General features: G+C 70.4%; 17 protein-coding genes and 1 pseudogene. 8 read left to right on the top strand and 10 right to left on the bottom strand.

The genetic code is table 11. The features are described from left to right. The 4 genes and pseudogenes from MTF65_RS29665 to MTF65_RS29680 form a co-directional block, all read left to right on the top strand. A pseudogene (locus MTF65_RS29665) lies at window positions 1–1,431 on the top strand (tetratricopeptide repeat protein); the annotation flags it as partial. 156 nt (window positions 1,432–1,587) lie between these two features. Continuing rightward, window positions 1,588–2,211, top strand: a complete 624-nt coding sequence (locus MTF65_RS29670; protein WP_243632101.1) for a GntR family transcriptional regulator — start codon at window positions 1,588–1,590, stop codon at window positions 2,209–2,211. A gap of 230 nt (window positions 2,212–2,441) precedes the next feature. Continuing rightward, entirely contained in the window at window positions 2,442–5,126 is a 2,685-nt protein-coding gene (gene aceE, locus MTF65_RS29675) for a pyruvate dehydrogenase (acetyl-transferring), homodimeric type (RefSeq protein ID WP_243632085.1), read from the top strand. Window positions 5,127–5,258: 132 nt separating this feature from the next. Beyond that, complete coding sequence (locus MTF65_RS29680) at window positions 5,259–5,780, top strand: DUF4240 domain-containing protein (RefSeq protein WP_243632086.1); 522 nt, start codon at window positions 5,259–5,261, stop codon at window positions 5,778–5,780. A 16-nt stretch (window positions 5,781–5,796) separates the two neighbouring features. On the opposite strand, the gene MTF65_RS29685 is transcribed toward MTF65_RS29680, so the two are convergent. After that, complete coding sequence (locus tag MTF65_RS29685) at window positions 5,797–6,567, bottom strand: SDR family NAD(P)-dependent oxidoreductase (protein ID WP_243632087.1); 771 nt, start codon at window positions 6,565–6,567, stop codon at window positions 5,797–5,799. Window positions 6,568–6,653: 86 nt separating this feature from the next. Between MTF65_RS29685 and MTF65_RS29690 the strand changes: the two genes are divergently transcribed. Further along, window positions 6,654–7,337, top strand: a complete 684-nt coding sequence (locus MTF65_RS29690) for a TetR/AcrR family transcriptional regulator (protein WP_243632088.1) — start codon at window positions 6,654–6,656, stop codon at window positions 7,335–7,337. Here the strand turns inward: MTF65_RS29690 and MTF65_RS29695 are convergent. Both MTF65_RS29695 and glnA read right to left on the bottom strand, forming a co-directional pair. Next, on the bottom strand, window positions 7,309–7,626 hold the full coding sequence (locus MTF65_RS29695; RefSeq protein WP_243632089.1) for a MazG-like family protein: 318 nt from the start codon (window positions 7,624–7,626) through the stop codon (window positions 7,309–7,311). The genes MTF65_RS29690 and MTF65_RS29695 overlap by 29 nt on opposite strands. An 88-nt stretch (window positions 7,627–7,714) precedes the next feature. Continuing rightward, window positions 7,715–9,124, bottom strand: a complete 1,410-nt coding sequence (gene glnA, locus MTF65_RS29700) for a type I glutamate--ammonia ligase (protein ID WP_031148608.1) — start codon at window positions 9,122–9,124, stop codon at window positions 7,715–7,717. A 184-nt stretch (window positions 9,125–9,308) separates the two neighbouring features. Between glnA and MTF65_RS29705 the strand changes: the two genes are divergently transcribed. Both MTF65_RS29705 and MTF65_RS29710 read left to right on the top strand, forming a co-directional pair. Beyond that, window positions 9,309–9,776 (top strand): RDD family protein, encoded by a 468-nt coding sequence (locus MTF65_RS29705; protein WP_243632090.1) that lies wholly within the window; start codon window positions 9,309–9,311, stop codon window positions 9,774–9,776. Between the two features lie 224 nt (window positions 9,777–10,000). Beyond that, window positions 10,001–11,701, top strand: a complete 1,701-nt coding sequence (locus MTF65_RS29710) for a recombinase family protein (protein WP_243632091.1) — start codon at window positions 10,001–10,003, stop codon at window positions 11,699–11,701. Here the strand turns inward: MTF65_RS29710 and MTF65_RS29715 are convergent. From MTF65_RS29715 to MTF65_RS29735, 5 genes are all read right to left on the bottom strand, one after another. Then, the gene (locus tag MTF65_RS29715) at window positions 11,661–12,353 is read right to left on the bottom strand and encodes a DUF4191 domain-containing protein (protein WP_243632092.1); all 693 of its coding nucleotides are present in this window, start codon (window positions 12,351–12,353) and stop codon (window positions 11,661–11,663) included. The genes MTF65_RS29710 and MTF65_RS29715 overlap by 41 nt on opposite strands. A 9-nt stretch (window positions 12,354–12,362) precedes the next feature. After that, the gene (locus tag MTF65_RS29720) at window positions 12,363–12,560 is read right to left on the bottom strand and encodes a hypothetical protein (protein ID WP_054225563.1); all 198 of its coding nucleotides are present in this window, start codon (window positions 12,558–12,560) and stop codon (window positions 12,363–12,365) included. Window positions 12,561–12,788: 228 nt separating this feature from the next. Further along, on the bottom strand, window positions 12,789–13,736 hold the full coding sequence (lipA, locus tag MTF65_RS29725; RefSeq protein WP_243632093.1) for a lipoyl synthase: 948 nt from the start codon (window positions 13,734–13,736) through the stop codon (window positions 12,789–12,791). A 109-nt stretch (window positions 13,737–13,845) separates the two neighbouring features. Then, entirely contained in the window at window positions 13,846–14,643 is a 798-nt protein-coding gene (gene lipB, locus MTF65_RS29730; protein WP_243632094.1) for a lipoyl(octanoyl) transferase LipB, read from the bottom strand. 111 nt (window positions 14,644–14,754) lie between these two features. Continuing rightward, on the bottom strand, window positions 14,755–15,042 hold the full coding sequence (locus MTF65_RS29735) for a hypothetical protein (protein ID WP_243632095.1): 288 nt from the start codon (window positions 15,040–15,042) through the stop codon (window positions 14,755–14,757). 173 nt (window positions 15,043–15,215) lie between these two features. Here MTF65_RS29735 and MTF65_RS29740 point away from each other — a divergent pair, with 173 nt between their 5' ends. After that, entirely contained in the window at window positions 15,216–16,655 is a 1,440-nt protein-coding gene (locus MTF65_RS29740) for a regulator (protein WP_243632096.1), read from the top strand. A 97-nt stretch (window positions 16,656–16,752) separates the two neighbouring features. Here the strand turns inward: MTF65_RS29740 and MTF65_RS29745 are convergent, their stop codons facing one another. Further along, entirely contained in the window at window positions 16,753–18,009 is a 1,257-nt protein-coding gene (locus MTF65_RS29745) for an NAD(P)/FAD-dependent oxidoreductase (protein ID WP_243632097.1), read from the bottom strand. Window positions 18,010–18,183: 174 nt separating this feature from the next. Continuing rightward, window positions 18,184–19,083, bottom strand: a complete 900-nt coding sequence (locus MTF65_RS29750) for a TIGR01777 family oxidoreductase (RefSeq protein WP_243632098.1) — start codon at window positions 19,081–19,083, stop codon at window positions 18,184–18,186. Window positions 19,084–19,585 lie beyond the last annotated feature (502 nt).

The following is a 19,585-nucleotide window of genomic DNA, read 5'->3' on the forward strand; positions in this document are numbered from 1 at the left end:
GGCGCACTCACCACCATCACCGAAGCCACCGACCTCTACCGCGCCCTCGCCCAGAACAACCCCGCCGCCTACCTCCCCAACCTCGCCACCTCCCTCAACAACCTCGCCAACCACCAGGCCGAGACCGGAAACCAACAAGGCGCACTCACCACCATCACCGAAGCCGTCACCATCCGTCGCGACCTCGCCCAGAACAACCCCGCCGCCTACCTCCCCAACCTCGCCACCTCCCTCAACAACCTCGCCAACCGGCAGGCCGAGACCGGAGACCAACAAGGCGCACTCACCACCATCACCGAAGCCGTCACCATCCGTCGCGCCCTCGCCCAGAACAACCCCGCCGCCTACCTCCCCAACCTCGCCACCTCCCTCAACAACCTCGCACGCATAACCACGCCCCAGGACGCCCTTGCGGCCTACGCCGAGGCGGAGCGAGCTCTCGTTTCGCATCCGGGGGCAGCTCGCTATCTCGCCGTCCAGCGCGGAGAGCTGGAAATCATTCACGTGGACTCCGACGCCGGTCTCCGAACGCTCATCTCCGTCGCCCGGAATCCCTTGCTTGCCGGGGAGACAGATCCTGCTGCTCTCCGTGCACGAGAGCTTCTCCGCGCCCACTGCCAGGGCAGCACCGCGAACGCATCCCAAGTCCGTGGCTTTTTGCGCGACACGACCGGAGCTGAGCACCCGGCCTGGTTGGCTCTGCCCCAAGCTGCACTCGACCTAGCCGCCGACTGGATCAACTGCGCCAGCTGGGCTGACGCCCGTGCTTTTTGGGACGAGCACTCGGAAGACCTCCGGTCAGCTGAGACCTCGTTGGCCCTGGAAGAACTCACCCTGGTCAGTCAGGTCGCCGAGGCGCATCTCCGGATCGTGCGCGATGCAGAGGCCACAGACGCAGACAGCGCCTTCCGCCCGTACCTCACCGGCGAGCTCCTCCACACCTGGACCGGCCTCTCCACTTGGGAGGAGTCCCAGGCCTACCTCACCGAGCATGTGACGTTCCTCCTCCACGACCAGGCCCTTGAGCTGCTCGGGTCCGACCTGAAAACGGCTGACTCGGCCGTGCACCACGCGCTGATCACCCTCGCCCGCGCGGACGGAATCCCCGCCGCCTACCACTACGTCGAGGACCGCGCCGCCCTGCGCGACCGGCTCCAGCAGCTCATGACCGCGCCGCCCGAGGTGGATCCCGACCTCCTCCAAGCGGTCGCCCACCTGGAGCGCTCCGTCTACGAGGACGCCTTCACCGGCGCCGCCCACCTCGCCCTCGCCGCCGCCCTCGCCGGCTCCCCCGCACCGCCCACCGCCTGGCCCCCCGCCGAGCCCGCCGACCGGGACCGGGTCATCTCCGAGGCCGCCGGCCTCATCGGCCGCCACCCCCAGCACGCCGCAGCCTTGAGCGCCCTCATCCAGAGCCTTCTGGCGGCATGATCACTCGGCCGCACACGGTTGCGGTTCGCCGGGAAGCGGAGCCTGTTACCAGCCTCACCCGCAGTCCCCGACCGCGAACACTTCGCTCTGGCCTACTCCGCCGTATTGTCTACGCATCGACCCCCGCGTGCCTCCCCAGGAGATGAAGCCCAGATGATCACCCCACCCGTCGTGCACTCGCTGCGCGAACAGATCCGCGAGCACATCGTGGAGGGGATCGTCAGCGGCCGCTGGAAGCCCGGCGAGCGGATCGTCGAGCGGCGGATCGCTGTGGAGCTGGAGGTCAGTCAGACTCCCGTGCGGGAGGCCCTGCGGGAGCTGGAGACCTTGCGGCTGATCGAGTCGGCGCCGAACAAGGGGGTTCGCGTACGGAACCTGTCGGCGGCCGACCTGGAGGAGATCTACCCCGTCCGGGCCGGTCTGGAGCAGATCGCCGCCGAGCTGGCAGCGCCGCGGCTGGCGGCCGACTGCTCGGCCCTGGAGCCGCACGTGGCCGCCCTGTGGGAGGCCGACCGGACGGAGGACGGGACCGCGCAGGTGCGGCACACCGTCGGCTTCCACCGGGAGCTGGTGCGGGCGGCCGGGAACAGCGTGCTGCTGCACACCTGGGAGAGCCTGGGGATCGAGGTCTTCACGGCCCTGTCCATCCGCTGGCTCGGAACCGTCCAGAAGTCCTACGCGGAGGAGCACGCGGCCCTCGTCGAGGCGTTCCGCAGCCAGGATCCGGACATCGGGCTGCTCGTGAAGCGGCATGTCCTGGGGTGCGCCCCGCGCGCCTGAGCGGGCGACCACGGAGCAGATCGTCCCGATTTGCCCGGCACCGGGTGCCTTTTTTCATGGCACGCGGTGCCGACTTTCGTCAGATGGACACTTATTCGTCGCATTCATTTGATCGATCATCGATCAGCGATTTAGAGTCATCGCGGACCCCAACCGGGTCCACCGACCCTGTCCTGCCCGTCAGGGATTTTTTCACCACCTCTCCTTTGTCCGGAAGGCGGCGCACACCGATGTCCGACCCCGTAGGAAAGCTTCCGAGCGAGCTCGACCAGCTCCCGGACCGCGACACGGAGGAGACCGCCGAATGGGCGGCCTCCCTCGATGCCGTCGCCAAGGCCGCCGGTACGCGCCGCGCCGAATACCTGCTCCGCCGCACGCTCCAGCACGCCGAGGCCGCCGGCCTCGCCCTGCCGAAGCTGCTGGAGACGGACTACGTCAACACCATCCCCACCGCCGCCGAGCCGGAGTTCCCCGGCGACGAGGCGATGGAAGCCAAGATCACCGCGTGGAACCGCTGGAACGCGGCCGCCATGGTGACCCGCGGCTCCAAGTACGGCGTCGGCGGCCACATCGCCACCTTCGCCTCGGCGGCCTGGCTCTACGAGACCGGCTTCCAGCACTTCTTCCGCGGGAAGGAGGCCGACGGATCGGGCGACCAGCTCTACATCCAGGGCCACGCCTCCCCCGGCATCTACGCCCGCGCCTTCCTCGACGGACGCGTGTCCGAGCAGCAGCTCGACAACTTCCGCCAGGAGTCCGGCGGCAACGGCCTGCCGTCCTACCCCCACCCGCGGCGCCTGCCGTGGCTGTGGGAGTTCCCGACGGTGTCCATGGGCCTCGGCCCGCTCTCCGCGATCTACCAGGCGCGCTTCAACCGCTACCTGCAGAACCGGAGCATCAAGGACACCGCCAACTCGCACGTCTGGGCCTTCCTCGGCGACGGCGAGATGGACGAGCCCGAGTCGACCGCCGCCCTGGCCCTCGCCTCCCGCGAGCAGCTCGACAACCTGACCTTCGTCATCAACTGCAACCTGCAGCGCCTCGACGGTCCGGTCCGCGCGAACTTCCGCGTCGTCCAGGAGCTGGAGGCCCAGTTCCGCGGCGCCGGCTGGAATGTCATCAAGTCGCTGTGGGGCTCCGCCTGGGACGAGCTGTTCCAGCTCGACACCACGGGCGCCCTGGTACGCCGCCTGCGCGAGGTACCGGACGCGCAGTTCCAGACGTATGCGACCCGCGACGTCGCGTACATCCGCGAGCACTTCTTCGGCGCGAACCCCGCGCTGGTGCAGCTCGCCGGTGTGCTCTCCGACGCCAAGATCGCCGAGTGCTTCCACAGCTCCCGCGGCGGCCACGAGCCCCGCAAGGTCTACGCCGCGTACAAGGCCGCCCTGGAGCACAAGGGCGCGCCGACGGTCATCCTCGCGCAGACCGTCAAGGGCTACACCCTGGGTGCCGGGTTCGAGTCGAAGAACGCGAACCACCAGATGAAGAAGCTGACGATCGACGAGTTCAAGAGCATGCGCGACAAGCTCGGACTCCCGATCCCGGACAGCGCCTTCGCCGACGGCCAGGTCCCGTACGGCCACCCGGGCGCCAACAGCCCCGAGGTCCAGTACCTGAACGAGCGCCGCGCGGCGCTCGGCGGCCCGGCCCCGGCCCGCAAGGTCAAGCACGTGGCCCTGCCCGCTCCGGCGGACCGTTCCTTCGCCCCGCTGCTCAAGGGCTCCGGCAAGCAGGAGATGGCCACCACCATGGCCTTCGTCCGCCTCGTCAAGGACCTGATGCGGGACAAGGAGACCGGCAAGCGCTGGGTGCCGATCGTCCCCGACGAGGCCCGTACCTTCGGTATGGAGTCCCTCTTCCCGTCGGCCGGCATCTACTCGCCGCTGGGCCAGACGTACGAGCCGGTCGACCGCGACCAGCTCATGTACTACAAGGAAGCCAAGGACGGCCAGATCCTCAACGAGGGGATCACCGAGGCCGGCGCCATGGCCGACTTCATCGCCGCCTGCACGTCGTACGCGACGCACGGCGAGCCGATGATCCCCTTCTACATCTTCTACTCGATGTTCGGCTGGCAGCGCACCGCCGACCAGATGTGGCAGCTCGCCGACCAACTCGGCAAGGGCTTCATCGTCGGCGCCACCGCCGGCCGCACCACCCTGACCGGTGAGGGCCTCCAGCACGCGGACGGCCACTCGCACCTGATCGCGTCCACGAACCCGGCGTCGCTCAACTATGACCCCGCCTTCGCGTACGAGATCGCGGTGATCGTCAAGGACGGTCTGCGCCGGATGTACGGCGAGAAGCCGGAAGACGTCTTCTACTACCTGACGGTCTACAACGAGCCGAAGGTGCAGCCCGCCATGCCGGAGGGCGTGGAAGAGGGCATCCTGCGCGGCCTCTACCGCTTCAACACGGCGGCGGACCTGGCGGAGGCGGCCCCGGCCGCCGACGCCCCGAAGGTCCAGCTCATGGCCTCGGGTACGGCGATCCACTGGGTGCTGGAGGCGCAGAAGCTCCTCGCCGCCGACTGGAACGTGGCCGCCGACGTCTGGTCCGCCACCTCCTGGGGCGAGCTGCGGCGCGACGCGCTGGAGTGCGACGAGGCGCTGCTGCGCGGCGAGCTGCGCACCCCGTACGTCACCCGCGCGCTGGAGGGTGCCGCCGGCCCGGTCCTCGCGGTGTCCGACTGGATGCGTCAGGTCCCGGACCAGATCAGCCAGTGGGTGGAGCAGGACTACACCTCGCTGGGCACGGACGGCTTCGGCCTGTCCGACACCCGTGAGGGTGCCCGCCGCCACTTCGGCGTCGACGCCCAGTCGATCGTGGTGGCCGCGCTGGCCCAGCTCGCCCGCCGCGGCGAGGTGCCGGCGTCCTCCGTCAAGGAGGCCCGGGAGCGCTACGGCCTGTAAGGCCTCGCGTAGGGCCTCGCGCCCACGCGCAGCACGCTGAAGGCCGGTGTCCACCCCGCCAAGGGGGTCGGACACCGGCCTTTCGCCGTATGCGCGGTGGCGGCGCGGAGGTGGACCCGTGATGCTGGACCCGTGATGGACGAGACGGAGTTCTGGGAGATCGTCGACCGTACCCGCGAGGCCGCCGACGGCGACCCCGAGGACCATGCCGAGCTGCTCGTCGAGCGGCTGGCGCAGCTCGACCCGGACTCCGTCCTGGACTTCGCCCGGCACTTCGAGTCCCGGTACAACCGGGCGTACACCTGGGACCTGTGGGGCGCCGCGTGGGTGCTGCTCGACGGGGCGAGCGACGACGCGTTCGACTACTTCCGGTGCTGGTTGATCGGGCAGGGCCGGGAGGTGTTCGAGGGGGCCGTCCACGACCCGGACCAGCTGGCCGAGCTGCTGGGCGAGTTCGACGAGGAGGTCGACGGCGACGGCGAGGAGCTGGGGTACGCGGCCGATGAGGCGTACGAGCAGCTGACCGGGGAGGTCGCCCCGGATCTCGGGGTCCCGCTCCAGCCGGCAGAGCCGGAGGGCACCCCGCTGGACTTCGAGAACGAAGCCGTGCTGGCGGAGCGCTTCCCCCGGCTCTGGGAGCGTTTCCGCTCTTAGTAGTTCTTAGCAGTTCCTAGTAGTGCGTACCGCCGTCGATGCGGATCTCGGTACCGGTGATGAAAGCGCCGTCCTCGGAGCCCAGCATCGCGACGACGCCGGCCACGGTCTGCGGGCCGGCGAAGCCCTGGCCGATGGCCGGGGCGAGCTTGGCGAACAGGCTCCAGTCGGTGTCCTCGGGCAGGCCCGGGCCGTTGCCGGTGGTCATGCCGGATTCGATGGAGCCGGGCGCGACGGAGACGAACCGCAGACCCTGCTTGCTGTACTCGGCGGCCAGCGCGTGGGTCATGGACTGGATGCCGCCCTTGCTGGCCGCGTAGGCCGACATGTAGGGGTGGGCGAAGGACGCCGAGGTGGAGCTGAAGTTCACGACGACCGGCTGGTCGCCCTCCAGCAGCGCCGGGAGCGACTCGCGGATGACCAGGAAGGTGCCGGTCAGGTTGACCGCGATGACCTGGTTCCAGAGGTCGAGCGTGGTCTGGTGGGTGTGCGCGGAGCGCAGGATGCCCGCGGCGTTGACCAGTACGTCGAGCCCGCCGAGGCTCGCGACGGCGGCGGCGATGCCCTCCTTGACCGCGTTCTCGTCGGATATGTCGAGGACGGCGGCGGTCAGGCGGTCCGCGTGGCCGGCGGCGCCGGCCTGGTCGGCGGTGGCCTTGAGCCCGGCCTCGTTGACGTCCACCGTGTGGACGCGGCCGCCCTCGGCGAGGATGCGGTGGACGGTGGCCCGGCCGATGCCGGAGCCGCCGCCGGTGATGAGGACGCGTCGTCCTTCGTAACGGTTCATGGGGCGAGCGTACCGAGTCGATGACACGTTTTGCCGGAGCGACAAAACCGCCCATTATCCCTTCCGCCGGGCGGTAGTCTTCACCCGTGAGATCCCCTCGTCCGTACGCTCCCCAGGCCGGCCCCGGAGCCCAGTCGCTGACCGAGCGCCGCAAGGCCGCCACCCAGCTCGACATCGCCCGCGCGGCCTGCGAACTGTTCGCCGAGCACGGTCCCGACGGCACCACCGCCGAGGACATCGCCCACCGCGCGGGCGTGGCCCTGCGCACGTTCTACCGCTATTTCCGCAACAAACAGGAGGCGGTGGCCCCACTGCTCGCCGGCGGCGGCGACGCCTGGCGCGCGCTGCTCGCCGAGGAGGACCCCGGCACCCCGCTCGCCGAGGCACTGGAACGCGCGGTCACCCGCTCGCTCAGCGACCTCCAGACGATCGAGGAGGGCCTGGAGGTCACCCGCGGCCTGCTTCGCGCGGCCACGACCGACGAAGCCCTGCGCACGGTCTGGTACCGGGTGAACCAGGATTCCGAGGAGCGCCTGGTTCCGGTCATCGCCCGGCTCGCCGGCGAGGACGCCGACGCCCTGGCCGTCCGCCTCCTCGCGGCGGCGGCCACGGACGCGATCCGCGTCGCGCTGGAACTCTGGGCGACGACCGACGCCCCGGTCTCGGGCCCCGGCTCCCCACCCGAACTCGCGGTCCGCTGCCTGCGCGACCTGACGGGATCGATGCCCCTGCTGCAAGGGGTCAGAGGAACCGCTCCGACTTCGCCTTGAGCTGCTCCGCCAGGTAATGGGCGGCGTCCGGCCGCATCCGGGCCAGAGCGACCATGGCCGTGATGACGACGTCGGCGACCTCCGCCTCCACGTCGGCCCACGTATGGGAATTCCCCTTGCGCGGATTGGCCCCCTTGGCCCCGATCACGGCCTGCGCCGCCTCCCCGAACTCCTCCCCGATCTTGAGAACCTGCAGGGTCACGCTCTCCTCGTGCGCCACCCCGCGCCCCCGGTCATGCGCGTCGAACCGCGCCGCGAGCGCACCGATGGTCTTCCACAGATCGTCCATCCCCCGAACCTAGCCGGAAACGGCGGAACCCCGCCGCTCTCCGGGGAGAGGGGCGGGGCTCCGGCTCGATACCGCGGCTTCGACGGGTTTAGAGGTCGAAGTAGAGCTCGAACTCGTGCGGGTGCGGGCGCTGGGCGATCGGGGCGATCTCGTGCGTGCGCTTGTAGTCGATCCAGGTCTCGATCAGGTCGGGGGTGAAGACACCGCCGGCCAGGAGGTACTCGTGGTCCTCCTCCAGGGCCTTGAGGACGTCCTCAAGGCTGGTCGGGACCTGCGGGACGCTCGCGTGCTCGTCGGGCGAGAGCTCGTAGAGGTCCTTGTCGATCGGCTCCATCGGCTCGATCTTGTTCTTGACGCCGTCGAGGCCGGCCAGGAGGAGGGCCGCGAACGCCAGGTACGGGTTCGAGGACGGGTCCGGGGCGCGGAACTCGACGCGCTTGGCCTTCGGGTTCGAGCCGGTGATCGGGATGCGCATGGCGGCGGAGCGGTTGCGCTGCGAGTACACCATGTTGACCGGCGCCTCGAAGCCCGGCACCAGGCGGTGGTACGAGTTCACCGTCGGGTTGGTGAAGGCCAGCAGCGACGGGGCGTGCTTGAGGATGCCGCCGATGTAGTAGCGGGCGGTGTCCGAGAGGCCCGCGTAGCCGGCCTCGTCGTAGAACAGCGGGTCGCCGTTGGCCCACAGCGACTGGTGCACGTGCATGCCCGAGCCGTTGTCACCGAAGATCGGCTTCGGCATGAAGGTCGCGGTCTTGCCGTTGCGCCAGGCGACGTTCTTCACGATGTACTTGAAGAGCATCAGGTCGTCGGCCGCGGCGAGCAGCGTGTTGAACTTGTAGTTGATCTCGGCCTGGCCGCCGGTGCCGACCTCGTGGTGCTGGCGCTCGACCTGGAGGCCCTGCGCGTCCAGCTCCAGGGAGATCTCGGCACGCAGGTCGGCGAAGTGGTCGACCGGGGCGACCGGGAAGTAGCCGCCCTTGTAGCGGACCTTGTAGCCGCGGTTGTTCTCCTCGGAACCGGTGTTCCAGGCGCCGGCCTCGGAGTCGATGTGGTAGAAGCTCTCGTTCGCGGTGGTCGCGAAGCGCACGCTGTCGAACACGTAGAACTCGGCCTCGGGGCCGAAGTACGCGGTGTCGGCGATGCCGGTGGAGGCGAGGTACGCCTCGGCCTTCTTCGCGATGTTGCGCGGGTCGCGGCTGTAGGCCTCACCCGTGATCGGGTCGTGGATGAAGAAGTTGATGTTGAGCGTCTTGTCCTTGCGGAACGGGTCCAGACGCGCGGTGCTGATGTCGGCACGCAGCGCCATGTCGGACTCGTGAATCGCCTGGAAGCCGCGGATCGAGGAGCCGTCGAAGGCGAGCTCCTCGTTCGGGTCGAACGCCCGCCCCGGGATGGTGAAGTGCTGCATCACACCAGGCAGGTCGCAGAAGCGGACGTCGACGAACTTGACGTCGTTCTCCTCGATGTACTGCTTCACTTCGTCGGCGTTCTGGAACATCCAACTCCTCCTACTCCCGACCCAGGGGCAGGGCGGGTTTTATAGCTCGTGGTGCGTCAGTGCGGTGCCGCACGCTGACCCGACCATAAGCAGACGGGATTTCTCAAGCATGACCCATTTGTTTCGCACAAGTTAACCAGGGTCCCGCCGGAGTCGCACGAAGCAGCACCGGTACCGTGGTCGGGTGGACAACAGGCAAGCAATCGGATCCTGGCTCTCCGGCCCTCGCGCGACCGCCGAGGAGATGGGCGTCGACTTCGGATACCCGGGCCAGCGGCTGGGTCTGCCCCAGCAGGGCCCCGGCTCCGCGGCGCGCTTCGGGCGTCGGCTGGGCGGTGTGGCCCTCGACTGGATCGGCTGCCAGCTGATCGCGTACGGGCTGATCACAGGCGGAAACCTGGCCGCGGCCGGCAACTGGACGCTGGCGCTCTTCGCGGCCCTGAGCATCCTGACGGTCGGCACGGTGGGCTCCACGCCCGGCAAGCGCGTCGTGGGCCTGCGGGTGGTCGCGGAGAACGGCGGCCGCCTCGGCTTCTACCGCGTGGCACTCCGCACGCTGCTGCTGCTCCTGGTCATCCCGGCGCTGATCTGGGACCGCGACGGCCGCGGCCTGCACGACCGGCTGGCCCGCGCCGTACAGGTGCGGATCTAGACGTCCGCCCCCCGCACATGAGGATGCCCCCGAAGCCCTCGGCTCGGGGGCATCCTCATGCATGTATGCAATCCGGGTCCAAGCTTCCGCGAAGAAGTCACCCTAAAGGGGCAGATTCTCCGCAGGAGGCCGGATTTGCGATCGAATCTCCTAGCCTGCAGGCACATGAGCGACCCCGGACGTGCGCCAACACTCCGGGGTCTGGCCAGTCTGGGAGGACTGACATGGGTAAGGCTCTCACGCCTGCGAACAAGACCACAGCTCGGCCGGCCGGCACGCTGCGAGCCGTCGACTACCTGCGAGTGTCCACTCGGTCACAGGTCAAGGGGTACGGAATCGCGTATACCGGCAGAAACACCTCGTGCTATATCGCAGTGAAGGGGTGGGAGCACGTAGGCACGTACGCCGATCAGGGCGTCAGCGGCACTCTCGAGGCACACGGACGGGACGCACTCAAGCGCCTGATGGCGGATGCCCGGCAGAGCCCGCGCCCCTTCGACATGGTCGTCGTACACGAGACGAGGGCAATCGGCCGTACCGGGCCATCCTTCTGGCACTGGCTCCGGGAACTCGAAGGTCTGGGAATTTTCGTGGCCGTCGCGAACGAGGACTACGACAATTCGACCAGCGCCGGATGTTCACGGATGCAGCAGGGCGCGCATTACGCCATCCAGGAGCACGGGAACATCCGGACTCGCACCCAGGGTGGCATCCAGGAGAAGGCCGCAGAAGGAGGCCACCCCGGAGGGGCACCTCGATACGGCTACCGCATCCTCAACGTGGGCCGCCGAGGCGAGCAACGACTGGTGCTCGACGACTGCGACGGCGGAGACCGCTGCTCCCCGTGCGGCCCCTGCACCACCCGCCACGAGGCACCGGTCTTGCGCCGGGCGAGGCAACTCGCCGTCGAAGAACACGGCAAATGGGGCCGCGTGGCACTGGCGCTGAATCACGAGGGGTCCCGCACGCGATCAGGCAAGCGTTGGAGCGAGGCGAATATCAGGGCACGACTCATGGACGAGGACTTGCTGAGTGCCCGCTTCGTCTTCCGGAAGCCGTCCCGAGCCGAGACCGGGTCCGACGGCGCTCCCGTTTGGGGAGAGAGCCTGGTGATCCCTCTCGATCCCGTCTTCACCGAGGCTGAAGTCGTCGAACTCCGGGGCGCGGTCTCGCGACAGCCGAAGGCACCGCCCGTTCTCTGGAACTGCTACACGCTCAGTGGGCGCATTTCGAGTCCGTGCGGCAAGCACTACGTCGGCGGCAGTCCGGCCGGCGAGAAGTCTCCCCACTATGTCTGCGCGGGGAAGCGAGCCTCGTACGCCGGGGCCCCGGTCTGCTCCTGCCCACAGATCTACGCAACCGGGGTAGACGCATGGGCGTGGGAAGCCGTCTGCGCCCTTCTTGAAGACGAGTGCTTGAAGGACCTGACTCGTGAGCAGCAGCGAGAGTTGATGGGTTTGATCGATGTCCGGATCAAGATGACTGGACCACCACCACCCATGCGGCGAGGTCCGGCCTGTCCCGTAGCCGAGTGGTTCCGCAGTGAGGGCAGGTTGGTCCCGACGGTGACCGACGAAATCTGGTCTCACCTGGTCGCCCTGAACCTGTTCCCCAAGGGGGCGGCGATTGCTCGCCAGAAGGGCGGCCTGGCACCCCGGACCGTGCTGGAAGCCTTCTTGGAAAAGGCGAGGACGGATGCACGATGGTCAGAGCTGGACAGGAAACACGGCTCCACGGGGTTGCGCGGCCAGTGGCGGCGCTGGACGGACTCGGGCCTGTGGGAAGCGCTCATGAACGCGTTGGAGGGGTGCCAAGGCACCCCTCCAACTAAGCCTCATCCCTTGCCCGCCATGGAAATGACCGCGCGGGTCACTCCCGACGCGGTCAACGCGGTCGCGGACCTCGCATGCCGCGCCCGGGCATAGGGCCCTTTGGCAACGGCATGTTGGACATCAAGTCACCCATGGCGCGCAGCTTGTCGTTGACCTGGGTGATCTGCGGGCCGCTCAGCACGCGCGGCAGCTTCAGCAGCGTCGTACGGACCTTCTGGAGCGGAACCTCGCCCTCGCCGGTGCCCACGATGAAGTCGTGCACCGGGACGTCGGGCATGATCCGGGCCAGCTTCTTCTTCTCGGCCGCGAGCAGGGTCTTCACCCGGTTCGGGTTGCCCTCCGCGATCAGCACCACGCCGGCCTTGCCGACCGCGCGGTGGACGATGTCCTGGTTCCGGTTCATCGCGACGGCGGGGGTGGTCGACCAGCCCCGGCCCACGTTGTCCAGTACCGCCGCGGCCGCGCCCGGCTGCCCTTCCATCTGCCCGAAGGCAGCCCGCTCGGCCCGTCGCCCGAAGACGATCGCCATTGCGAGGAAAGCCACCAGAAAGCCCAGGATGCCCAGGTAGATCGGGTGGTCGATCAGGAAGCCGATCGCAAGAAAGACACCGAAGGTGACGATTCCCACGCCCGCGACGATCAGAGCGACCTTCGGGTCGGCCTTGCGCGTCATCTTGTACGTGAGGGCGATCTGCTTCAGTCGCCCGGGGTTCGCAGCAGTCTCTGCGTTTGACTTCCTCGCCATAGGGCGAGTTTACGTGGCCTGCGGGGTCCGGGTAGCCGCGGCCTCGAGTACGTGCTCGGTTTCGACCCGGTCCTTGGCTCTGCGGCGGTCTTCGAGGACCGCGGTCCAGGCATTGCGGCGGGCGCCGCTCATGAGCAGGGATTCGAAGCCGCGGAAGGCGTCGGTGAAGGACGGGATGGCGATGGCGCGAACGGGCGCGGCCTGCATAAGTCGATCCCTCTCTCGGTACTCGCAACGGCGAAATGTGTGCGGTGCGTGGACCTATCGTCACTGATTGGTGTTACCAGGGCATGACCGGCCGGTCAAACTTAATGAAATATTGACGCGGCCCGCCGGGCTCTCCACCAAAAGGGAGCCTAGGGGCCGCGTCGATACGGTGTTACCCACTGGTAAGACTTTGTGCGTGACTTCACAGAGTCCACCGCGTAGCGCGCGTCACACAGTCGCGCGCTTCTCCATCGCCTGCTGGTAGAGGCGCCCGGCCCGGTACGAGGACCGGACCAGCGGACCGGACATCACGCCGGAGAAGCCGATCTCCTCGGCCTCCTTCGCCAGCTCCACGAACTCGGCCGGCTTCACCCAGCGCTCGACGGGGTGGTGCCGCGGCGAGGGCCGCAGGTACTGGGTGATGGTGATGAGCTCGCAACCCGCCTCGTGGAGGTCCTTCAGGGCCTGCGAGACCTCCTCGCGCTCCTCACCCATGCCGAGGATCAGGTTCGACTTGGTGACCAGGCCGTACTCGCGCGCCTTGGTGATCACGTCGAGCGAGCGCTCGTAGCGGAAGCCCGGGCGGATCCGCTTGAAGATCCGCGGCACCGTCTCGACGTTGTGCGCGAAGACCTCGGGGCGGGAGGCGAAGACCTCCTCCAGCAGCTCCGGCACCGCGTTGAAGTCGGGGGCCAGCAGCTCGACCTTGGTGGGCCCGGCCTCGCGGCCCGCCGTCTGCTGGTGGATCTGGCGCACGGTCTCCGCGTACAGCCAGGCGCCGCCGTCGGCCAGGTCGTCGCGCGCGACGCCGGTGATGGTGGCGTAGTTCAGGTCCATCGTGACCACGGACTCGCCGACACGGCGCGGCTCGTCCCGGTCCAGGGCCTCGGGCTTGCCCGTGTCGATCTGGCAGAAGTCACAGCGCCGGGTGCACTGGTCGCCACCGATGAGGAAGGTGGCCTCGCGGTCCTCCCAGCATTCGTAGATGTTCGGACAACCGGCTTCCTGGCACACCGTGTGCAGTCCTTCGCCCTTCACCAGGGCCTGCATCTTCGTGTACTCGGGACCCATCTTCGCCCGGGTCTTGATCCACTCGGGCTTGCGCTCGATGGGGGTCTGGCTGTTACGGACCTCCAGGCGCAGCATCTTGCGTCCGTCGGGTGCGACTGCGGACACGACCGGCTCCCTGTGACTTCGATTCTTCGGCGTCCACCAGGGTACGCCCGTAATTTCATACGCTCTTACGTCCGCCAACCTGGGGGCTGCCGGACTCATTCCCCGGCGGTCAGCCGACGGCGGGCTCGATCTCGCGCGGCTTCAGTTCCGCCTGCTCCAGTACGTCCTTCAGGTGACGCTCGATGACCGGCACCACCTCGGCGATGGTGATCTCGCGGCCCAGTTCGTACGAGAGCGAGGTCACACCGGCGTCCCGGATCCCGCACGGCACGATCCGGTCGAACCAGGTGTTGTCCGGGTTCACGTTGATCGCGAAGCCGTGCATGGTGACGCCCTTGGCGACGCGGATGCCGATGGCGGCGAGCTTGCGGTCCTCGCGGCGCTGGCCGGCGTTGGAGGGGGCGTACTCGGGGCCGTTCAGGCGGGCGTCGAACTCGTCGTCGGTCAGCCGCGGGTCGAAGTCGAGGGAGAGACCGCCGATCTTCGGGCGCTCCTCGATCGGGTCTCCGAGGACCCAGACGCCGGAGCGGCCCTCCACCCGGGTGGTCTCCAGGCCGAACTCGGCGGCGGTGCGGATCAGCGCCTCCTCCAGGCGGCGGACGTGTGCGACCACGTCCACCGGCCGGGGCAGCTTCATGATCGGGTAGCCGACCAGCTGGCCCGGGCCGTGCCAGGTGATCTTGCCGCCGCGGTCCACGTCGATGACGGGCGTGCCGTCCAGCGGCCGCTCAGTGGCGTCGGTCCGCCGCCCCGCGGTGTAGACGGGCAGGTGCTCCAGCAGGAGGCAGGTGTCGTCGATCTCGTCCTCGAAGCGGGCGGCGTGCACACGCCGCTGCTCCTCCCAGGCCCGGGTGTACTCGACGGATTCCGACCCGAAGCCCAGATGGACAAACCGAAGCTCGGACACCGCGGCACCTCCTCGTTGAACCTGCTGTGTTGAACCTGCTGTGTGCACGTATCGCACCCAGCCAAGGGTACGGCCGCCCGTGCGGACCCCCTCAGGCGCCCGCCGGGCTTCCTACGAAGGCGCCTGCGGCGCGGGCGGCGGCGCGGGCGGCGGTCCGGGCAGCTGCCTGGGGCGGCGCCTGCCCTTCGGCGGCCGGTCCGGGTCCTCGTCCGCCCGCGGCAGCCGCCGGTGCCCCTCCGAGTGGTCGTTGACCCAGCCGCACACCCCGCACGCGTACCGGCCGTCGAGCCCCGCGATGTACGTGCCGCACCGTCGGCACTCGGCCTCGGTCAGCTCGGGCGCGGTCAGCGGAGCGGTGGACTCGTGAGGGAGGTCCGGCCTGGTGGGCCAACGGGTCATGGCCCGCAGCGTACGCGGGCGGAAGGGGTCGATCCGTAAAGACCCCTACCCGTTCTGCACACGATCGGATGAATGTGGGGCAGAGCGGACGGCATAGGGGAAGTTCGCCGCTACATTCACGCCGTTCACAGGGCCGGGACTCCGGTCCGTCACGTACGGAAACCGTGGAGCCGATGACGGAACGACCTGCCCAGCGCGTCCCCAACCGGCAGCTCGCGGCGCTGATCGCGGAAGCCGGTTTCTCCAACGCGGGTCTGGCCCGCCGCGTCGACCAGCTCGGCCTGGAGCACGGTCTCGACCTGCGGTACGACAAGACCTCCGTGACCCGCTGGCTGCGCGGGCAGCAGCCGCGCGGTACCACCCCGGCGCTGATCGCGGAGGTGTTCACCCGGCGCCTCGGCCGGCGGCTGTCGGCGCAGGACCTGGGCCTGGACGCCTGCGCCCCGGTGTACGCCGGGCTGGAGTTCGCGGCCACCCCGGAGGAGGCCGTGGACATCGCGAGCGGGCTGTGGCGCAAGGACTCGGGCTCCCACGCCGAGCTGCGGAAGATCGCGTTCACCCCGGCCGGACTGGTCGTGCCCAGCCGGGACTGGCTGATCGGGCGGGCCGACGAGCGGGTCGGGCGCGGCGCCGATCCGGCCGCCGCCCGGGTCCCGCTCCAGGGCCGGACCTCCGTGCCCCGCCAGCGCCAGATCGACCGGGGTCCCGGCCAGCGGGTGACCAGCGGGGACATCGCGGCGCTGCGCTCGGTGAGCGAGCTGTTCCGGACCCTGGACCACACCTACGGCGGCGGGCACGCCCGCCAGGCCCTGGTGCGGTACCTGGAGCACGAGGCGGAGCCGATGCTCCGCGGGACCTACGGGGAGACCACCGGGCGGCGGCTCTTCGCGGCGGCCGCCGACCTGACCCGGCTCGCGGGCTGGACCTCGTACGACATCGCCGCGCACGGGCTCGCCCAGCGCTACTTCGTCCAGGCGCTGCGCCTCGCCCAGGCCGCCGCGGACCGGCCGTACGGGTCGTACGTGCTGGTCACGATGAGCCGGCAGGCGGTCTACCTCGGCCACGGCCGGGAGGCGGTGCAGCTCGCCCGGGTCGCCCAGCAGGGCGTCGGCTCGGGCCCGCCGCCCGTGGTGCAGGCGCTGCTGCATTCGGCGGAGGCGCGGGGGCACGCGGTGATGGGCGAGGTGCGCGCGGCGACGGCCTCCCTCGTACGGGCCGAGCGGGCGCTGGGCGCGGCCCGGGCGGGGGACGACGTACCGCACTGGGCGCGGGCCTTCGACGAGGGGCAGCTGGCGGACGAGTTCGGGCACTGCCACCGGGACCTCCAGCAGTACCGGGCCTCGGCCCAGCACGCGGAGCGCTCGCTCCAGCTGCGGGCGCCGGGGTTCGCGCGGTCCCGGCTGTTCTGCCGGGTGGTGCTGGCGACGGCCCGGCTGGGGCTGGGCGAGCTGGACCAGGCGTGCGCGCTGGGCGCGGAGGCGGCGCAGCAGGCGATGGAGATGCGGTCGGTGCGCGCGGTGGAGTACGTACGGGACTTCGAGCGGCGGCTGGAGCCGTACCGGGACGCCGAGGCGGTGCGGACCTACCGGGACCGGGTGGCGGCGTTGTCGTGACCCTGCGGGTCGGCTGCGGGGGCTCTGCCCCCGCACCCCCGCGCCTCAAACGCCGGCGAGGCTGGGATATGCCCCCGCCGGCGTCACCAAGTGGCTCTCAGGCCGCCACCGGTAGGGCGGGCGCGGTGGTGACCGGGAGCGGGATGCCGAAGTCGCGCAGGACGGCGGTGGCGGCGCGGCGGGCCGAGTGCAGCGCGCCCTGGACGGTGTTGGTGTCGCGGTGGTCCCCGCACACGTACAGCCCGGCCAGGACCCGTACGGTCCGTCGCGGGTCGTACGGCGGGGGCATGGCCGGGACCGCCTCCGGGGTGTGGTGGACGGCCAGCGGCTCCCACTCCCGGGTCGAGGTCTCGTAGAGCCGGGCCAGGCGCGAGGCGACCGTGCGCGGCGGGGGCGGCGGGCCGAACACGGTGGTGGTGACCAGGCCGCGGCCGGCCGGGGCCCGCGTCGGGTCGACCGCGCTCATCACGGCGGTGTGGGCGAGGGGCCACCCGGGGTCGCCGTCCAGGAGCAGCGAGCGGTCCCAGGGCAGCGGGGCGGCGGTGGCGTGGTGCAGGACGGTGATCTCGTGGAAGCGGGGTACGCGCAGCCCGGGCAGCAGGTGCGCGGCGGCGCGGGCCCCGGTGGCCAGGAGGACGGAGCGGCAGCTGAAGTCGCCGTGCTCCTCGGTGGTGACGAGGTTGGTCGCCACCGACCGGACCCGGACCCCGGTGCGGACGGTGCCGGGCGGCAGGGCGGCGGCGAGGAGGTCGGGCACGGTGGCCGCGCCGCCCTCGGGCACGGCCAGGCGGCCGCGGACGAAGGTGCGCAGGGCGAGGTCGGCGACCCGGCTGGACGTGGTGAGCTCCGGATCGCAGAGCAGGGTGGCGAGCAGCGGCCGCAGGGTCGCTCCGAGGCCCCGGGAGCGCAGGGCGGCGAGAGCCGTGCGTTCCGGGCGGGCCAGGACGCGCTCGACGGGCAGGGCCGCGAGTCTGCCCAGCACGGCGCTCAGCCGGGCCTGGTCGAAGGAGCCGCTGGCCAGGGCGCGGGCCGGGGTGAGGGCTCCCGCCCGGTGCTGTTTGCCCTCGCTGTGGACCAGGACGCCGGGTGCGAAGGTCCGCAGGGTCAGGTCCTCCAGGCCGGGGGTGCGTTCGAGCTCCGGGTACGAGGTGTTGAGCAGCTGGCCGATCCGGTCCAGCCGGAACCCGTCGATCCGCTCGGTGGCCATCCGGCCTCCGGGGCCTTCGGCGGCCTCCAGGACGGTGACGGTGACCCCTGCGGCGATCAGGTGCTGTGCGGCCGCGAGTCCTGAGACTCCGGCTCCTACGATGACGACGTCCGCATGGTGTGCGGCATGGTGTGAGCTGGTGAGCACGTGCCCCTCCCCGAGGTCGGCGCGGCTGTGTGGGGATCCTCCTTCCCCCAACGGGCTCCACCAAAACCCGAGTTCGGGCAGCGATTACGGACAACTCCGGTCGCACAGCGGTCGCATGCGGGTCACAAACGGTCGCACGGCGATCGGGCGTGCGCTGTCAGCGGCCGCGCGCACTCAGGCGGCCCGGGCGAGCGCGGCCCGGATCGCCTCGTCGATCCCGGGGTGGCGGAAGGTGAATCCGGACTCCAGCAGCCGGGTGGGCCGGACCCGCTGACTGCCCAGCACGTCCTGGGCGAACTCGCCGAGTACGAGGCGCAGGGCGACCGCCGGCACGGGAAACGGCGTCGGGCGGCGCAGGACGCGGCCCATCGCGGCGGTGACCTCCCGGTTGGTCCGGGGCTCGGGGGCGGTGAGGTTCACGGGGCCGGACAGCTCGGGGGTGTCGATGAGGTGCCGCAGGGCGGCGATCTCGTCGTGCAGGGAGATGTACGACCAGTACTGGCGGCCGTCGCCGAGGCGGCCGCCGAGGCCGGCGCGGAAGAGGGGGAACATCCTCCCCCAGGCGCCGCCCTCGCGGGCGACGACCAGCCCGGTACGGGCGAACACGGTCCGTACGCCGGCCGCCCGCGCGGGCTCGGCGGCGCCCTCCCACTCCACGCAGACGGAGGGCAGGAACCCCTGCCCCGCCGGGGACTCCTCGTCGACCACGCGGTCGCCGGTGTCCCCGTAGTAGCCGACGGCGGACCCGCTGACGAGCACCCCGGGCGGGTTGTCGAGGCCGGCCAGGGCCTGCGCGACGGCCGCCGTCCCCAGCACCCGGCTGTCGCGGATCTCCCTCTTGTACGCGGGGGTCCAGCGATGGTCCCCGACCCCGGCCCCGGCCAGGTGCACGACGGCCGCGCGGCCGACGAGCCCGGCGGGGTCCACGTAGCCGCGCGCGGGGTCCCAGCGCACCTCGTCGGGCGCGGCGGGCTCGCGGCGCACGAACCGCACCACGTCATGCCCGTCCGCGCGCAGGGACCGTACGAGGGCCGAGCCGATGAGACCGGTCGAACCGGTGACCGCGATACGCATCCCGCCATCATCCCGCCCCGCTGCCAGACCGTACCGGACGCCTCAATCGCCGGCGAGGCTGAAGTGTGCCGAGTCCGGCGCCGCTGCCGTGGGCCAGCCCCCGAACCCCCGCACCTCAAACGCCGGCGAGGCTGAGGATGGCCGGCGTGGGCTGGGGTATGCCAGCGAGGCTAAGGATGGCTGGCCTGGGCTGAAGTGTGCCAGCGAGGCTGAGGATGGCCGTCCGGGGGCTGAATGTTGCCGGGGCCGACTTTGCCGGGGACGGGGACGGGGTGGGGTGTTGGCCGGGACGTAAAGCGTGATTTGTGGCGCTCACCGCCGCCGCACGACGAAGGATCCCGCCAGGGCGCCAAAAATCATGCAGTCCCGGCCAACACCCCACCCCCTGCCCCGCCCCCCCCCCCCCCCCCCCCGCCCCGGGCAACGCCCCCGGGCCCCCCGCCCCCCCCCCGGACCCCGCCCCCCCCCCCCCCCCGCCCCCCGCCCCCCCCCAACCCCCCGC

The sequence above is a fragment of the Streptomyces sp. APSN-46.1 genome, from assembly GCF_022815725.1.
In the GTDB taxonomy this organism is placed as follows: domain Bacteria; phylum Actinomycetota; class Actinomycetes; order Streptomycetales; family Streptomycetaceae; genus Streptomyces.

Coding starts and splice junctions, on each gene's coding strand:
- MTF65_RS29695 (WP_243632089.1), bottom strand. CDS start 7,626: ATGGACGATCTGTGGAAGACCATCGGTGCGCTCGCGGCGCGGTTCGAC.
- glnA (WP_031148608.1), bottom strand. CDS start 9,124: ATGTTCCAGAACGCCGACGAAGTGAAGCAGTACATCGAGGAGAACGAC.
- MTF65_RS29715 (WP_243632092.1), bottom strand. CDS start 12,353: ATGGCGAGGAAGTCAAACGCAGAGACTGCTGCGAACCCCGGGCGACTG.
- MTF65_RS29720 (WP_054225563.1), bottom strand. CDS start 12,560: ATGCAGGCCGCGCCCGTTCGCGCCATCGCCATCCCGTCCTTCACCGAC.
- aceE (WP_243632085.1), top strand. CDS start 2,442: ATGTCCGACCCCGTAGGAAAGCTTCCGAGCGAGCTCGACCAGCTCCCG.
- MTF65_RS29735 (WP_243632095.1), bottom strand. CDS start 15,042: ATGACCCGTTGGCCCACCAGGCCGGACCTCCCTCACGAGTCCACCGCT.
- MTF65_RS29740 (WP_243632096.1), top strand. CDS start 15,216: ATGACGGAACGACCTGCCCAGCGCGTCCCCAACCGGCAGCTCGCGGCG.
- MTF65_RS29685 (WP_243632087.1), bottom strand. CDS start 6,567: ATGAACCGTTACGAAGGACGACGCGTCCTCATCACCGGCGGCGGCTCC.
- MTF65_RS29710 (WP_243632091.1), top strand. CDS start 10,001: ATGGGTAAGGCTCTCACGCCTGCGAACAAGACCACAGCTCGGCCGGCC.
- MTF65_RS29750 (WP_243632098.1), bottom strand. CDS start 19,083: ATGCGTATCGCGGTCACCGGTTCGACCGGTCTCATCGGCTCGGCCCTC.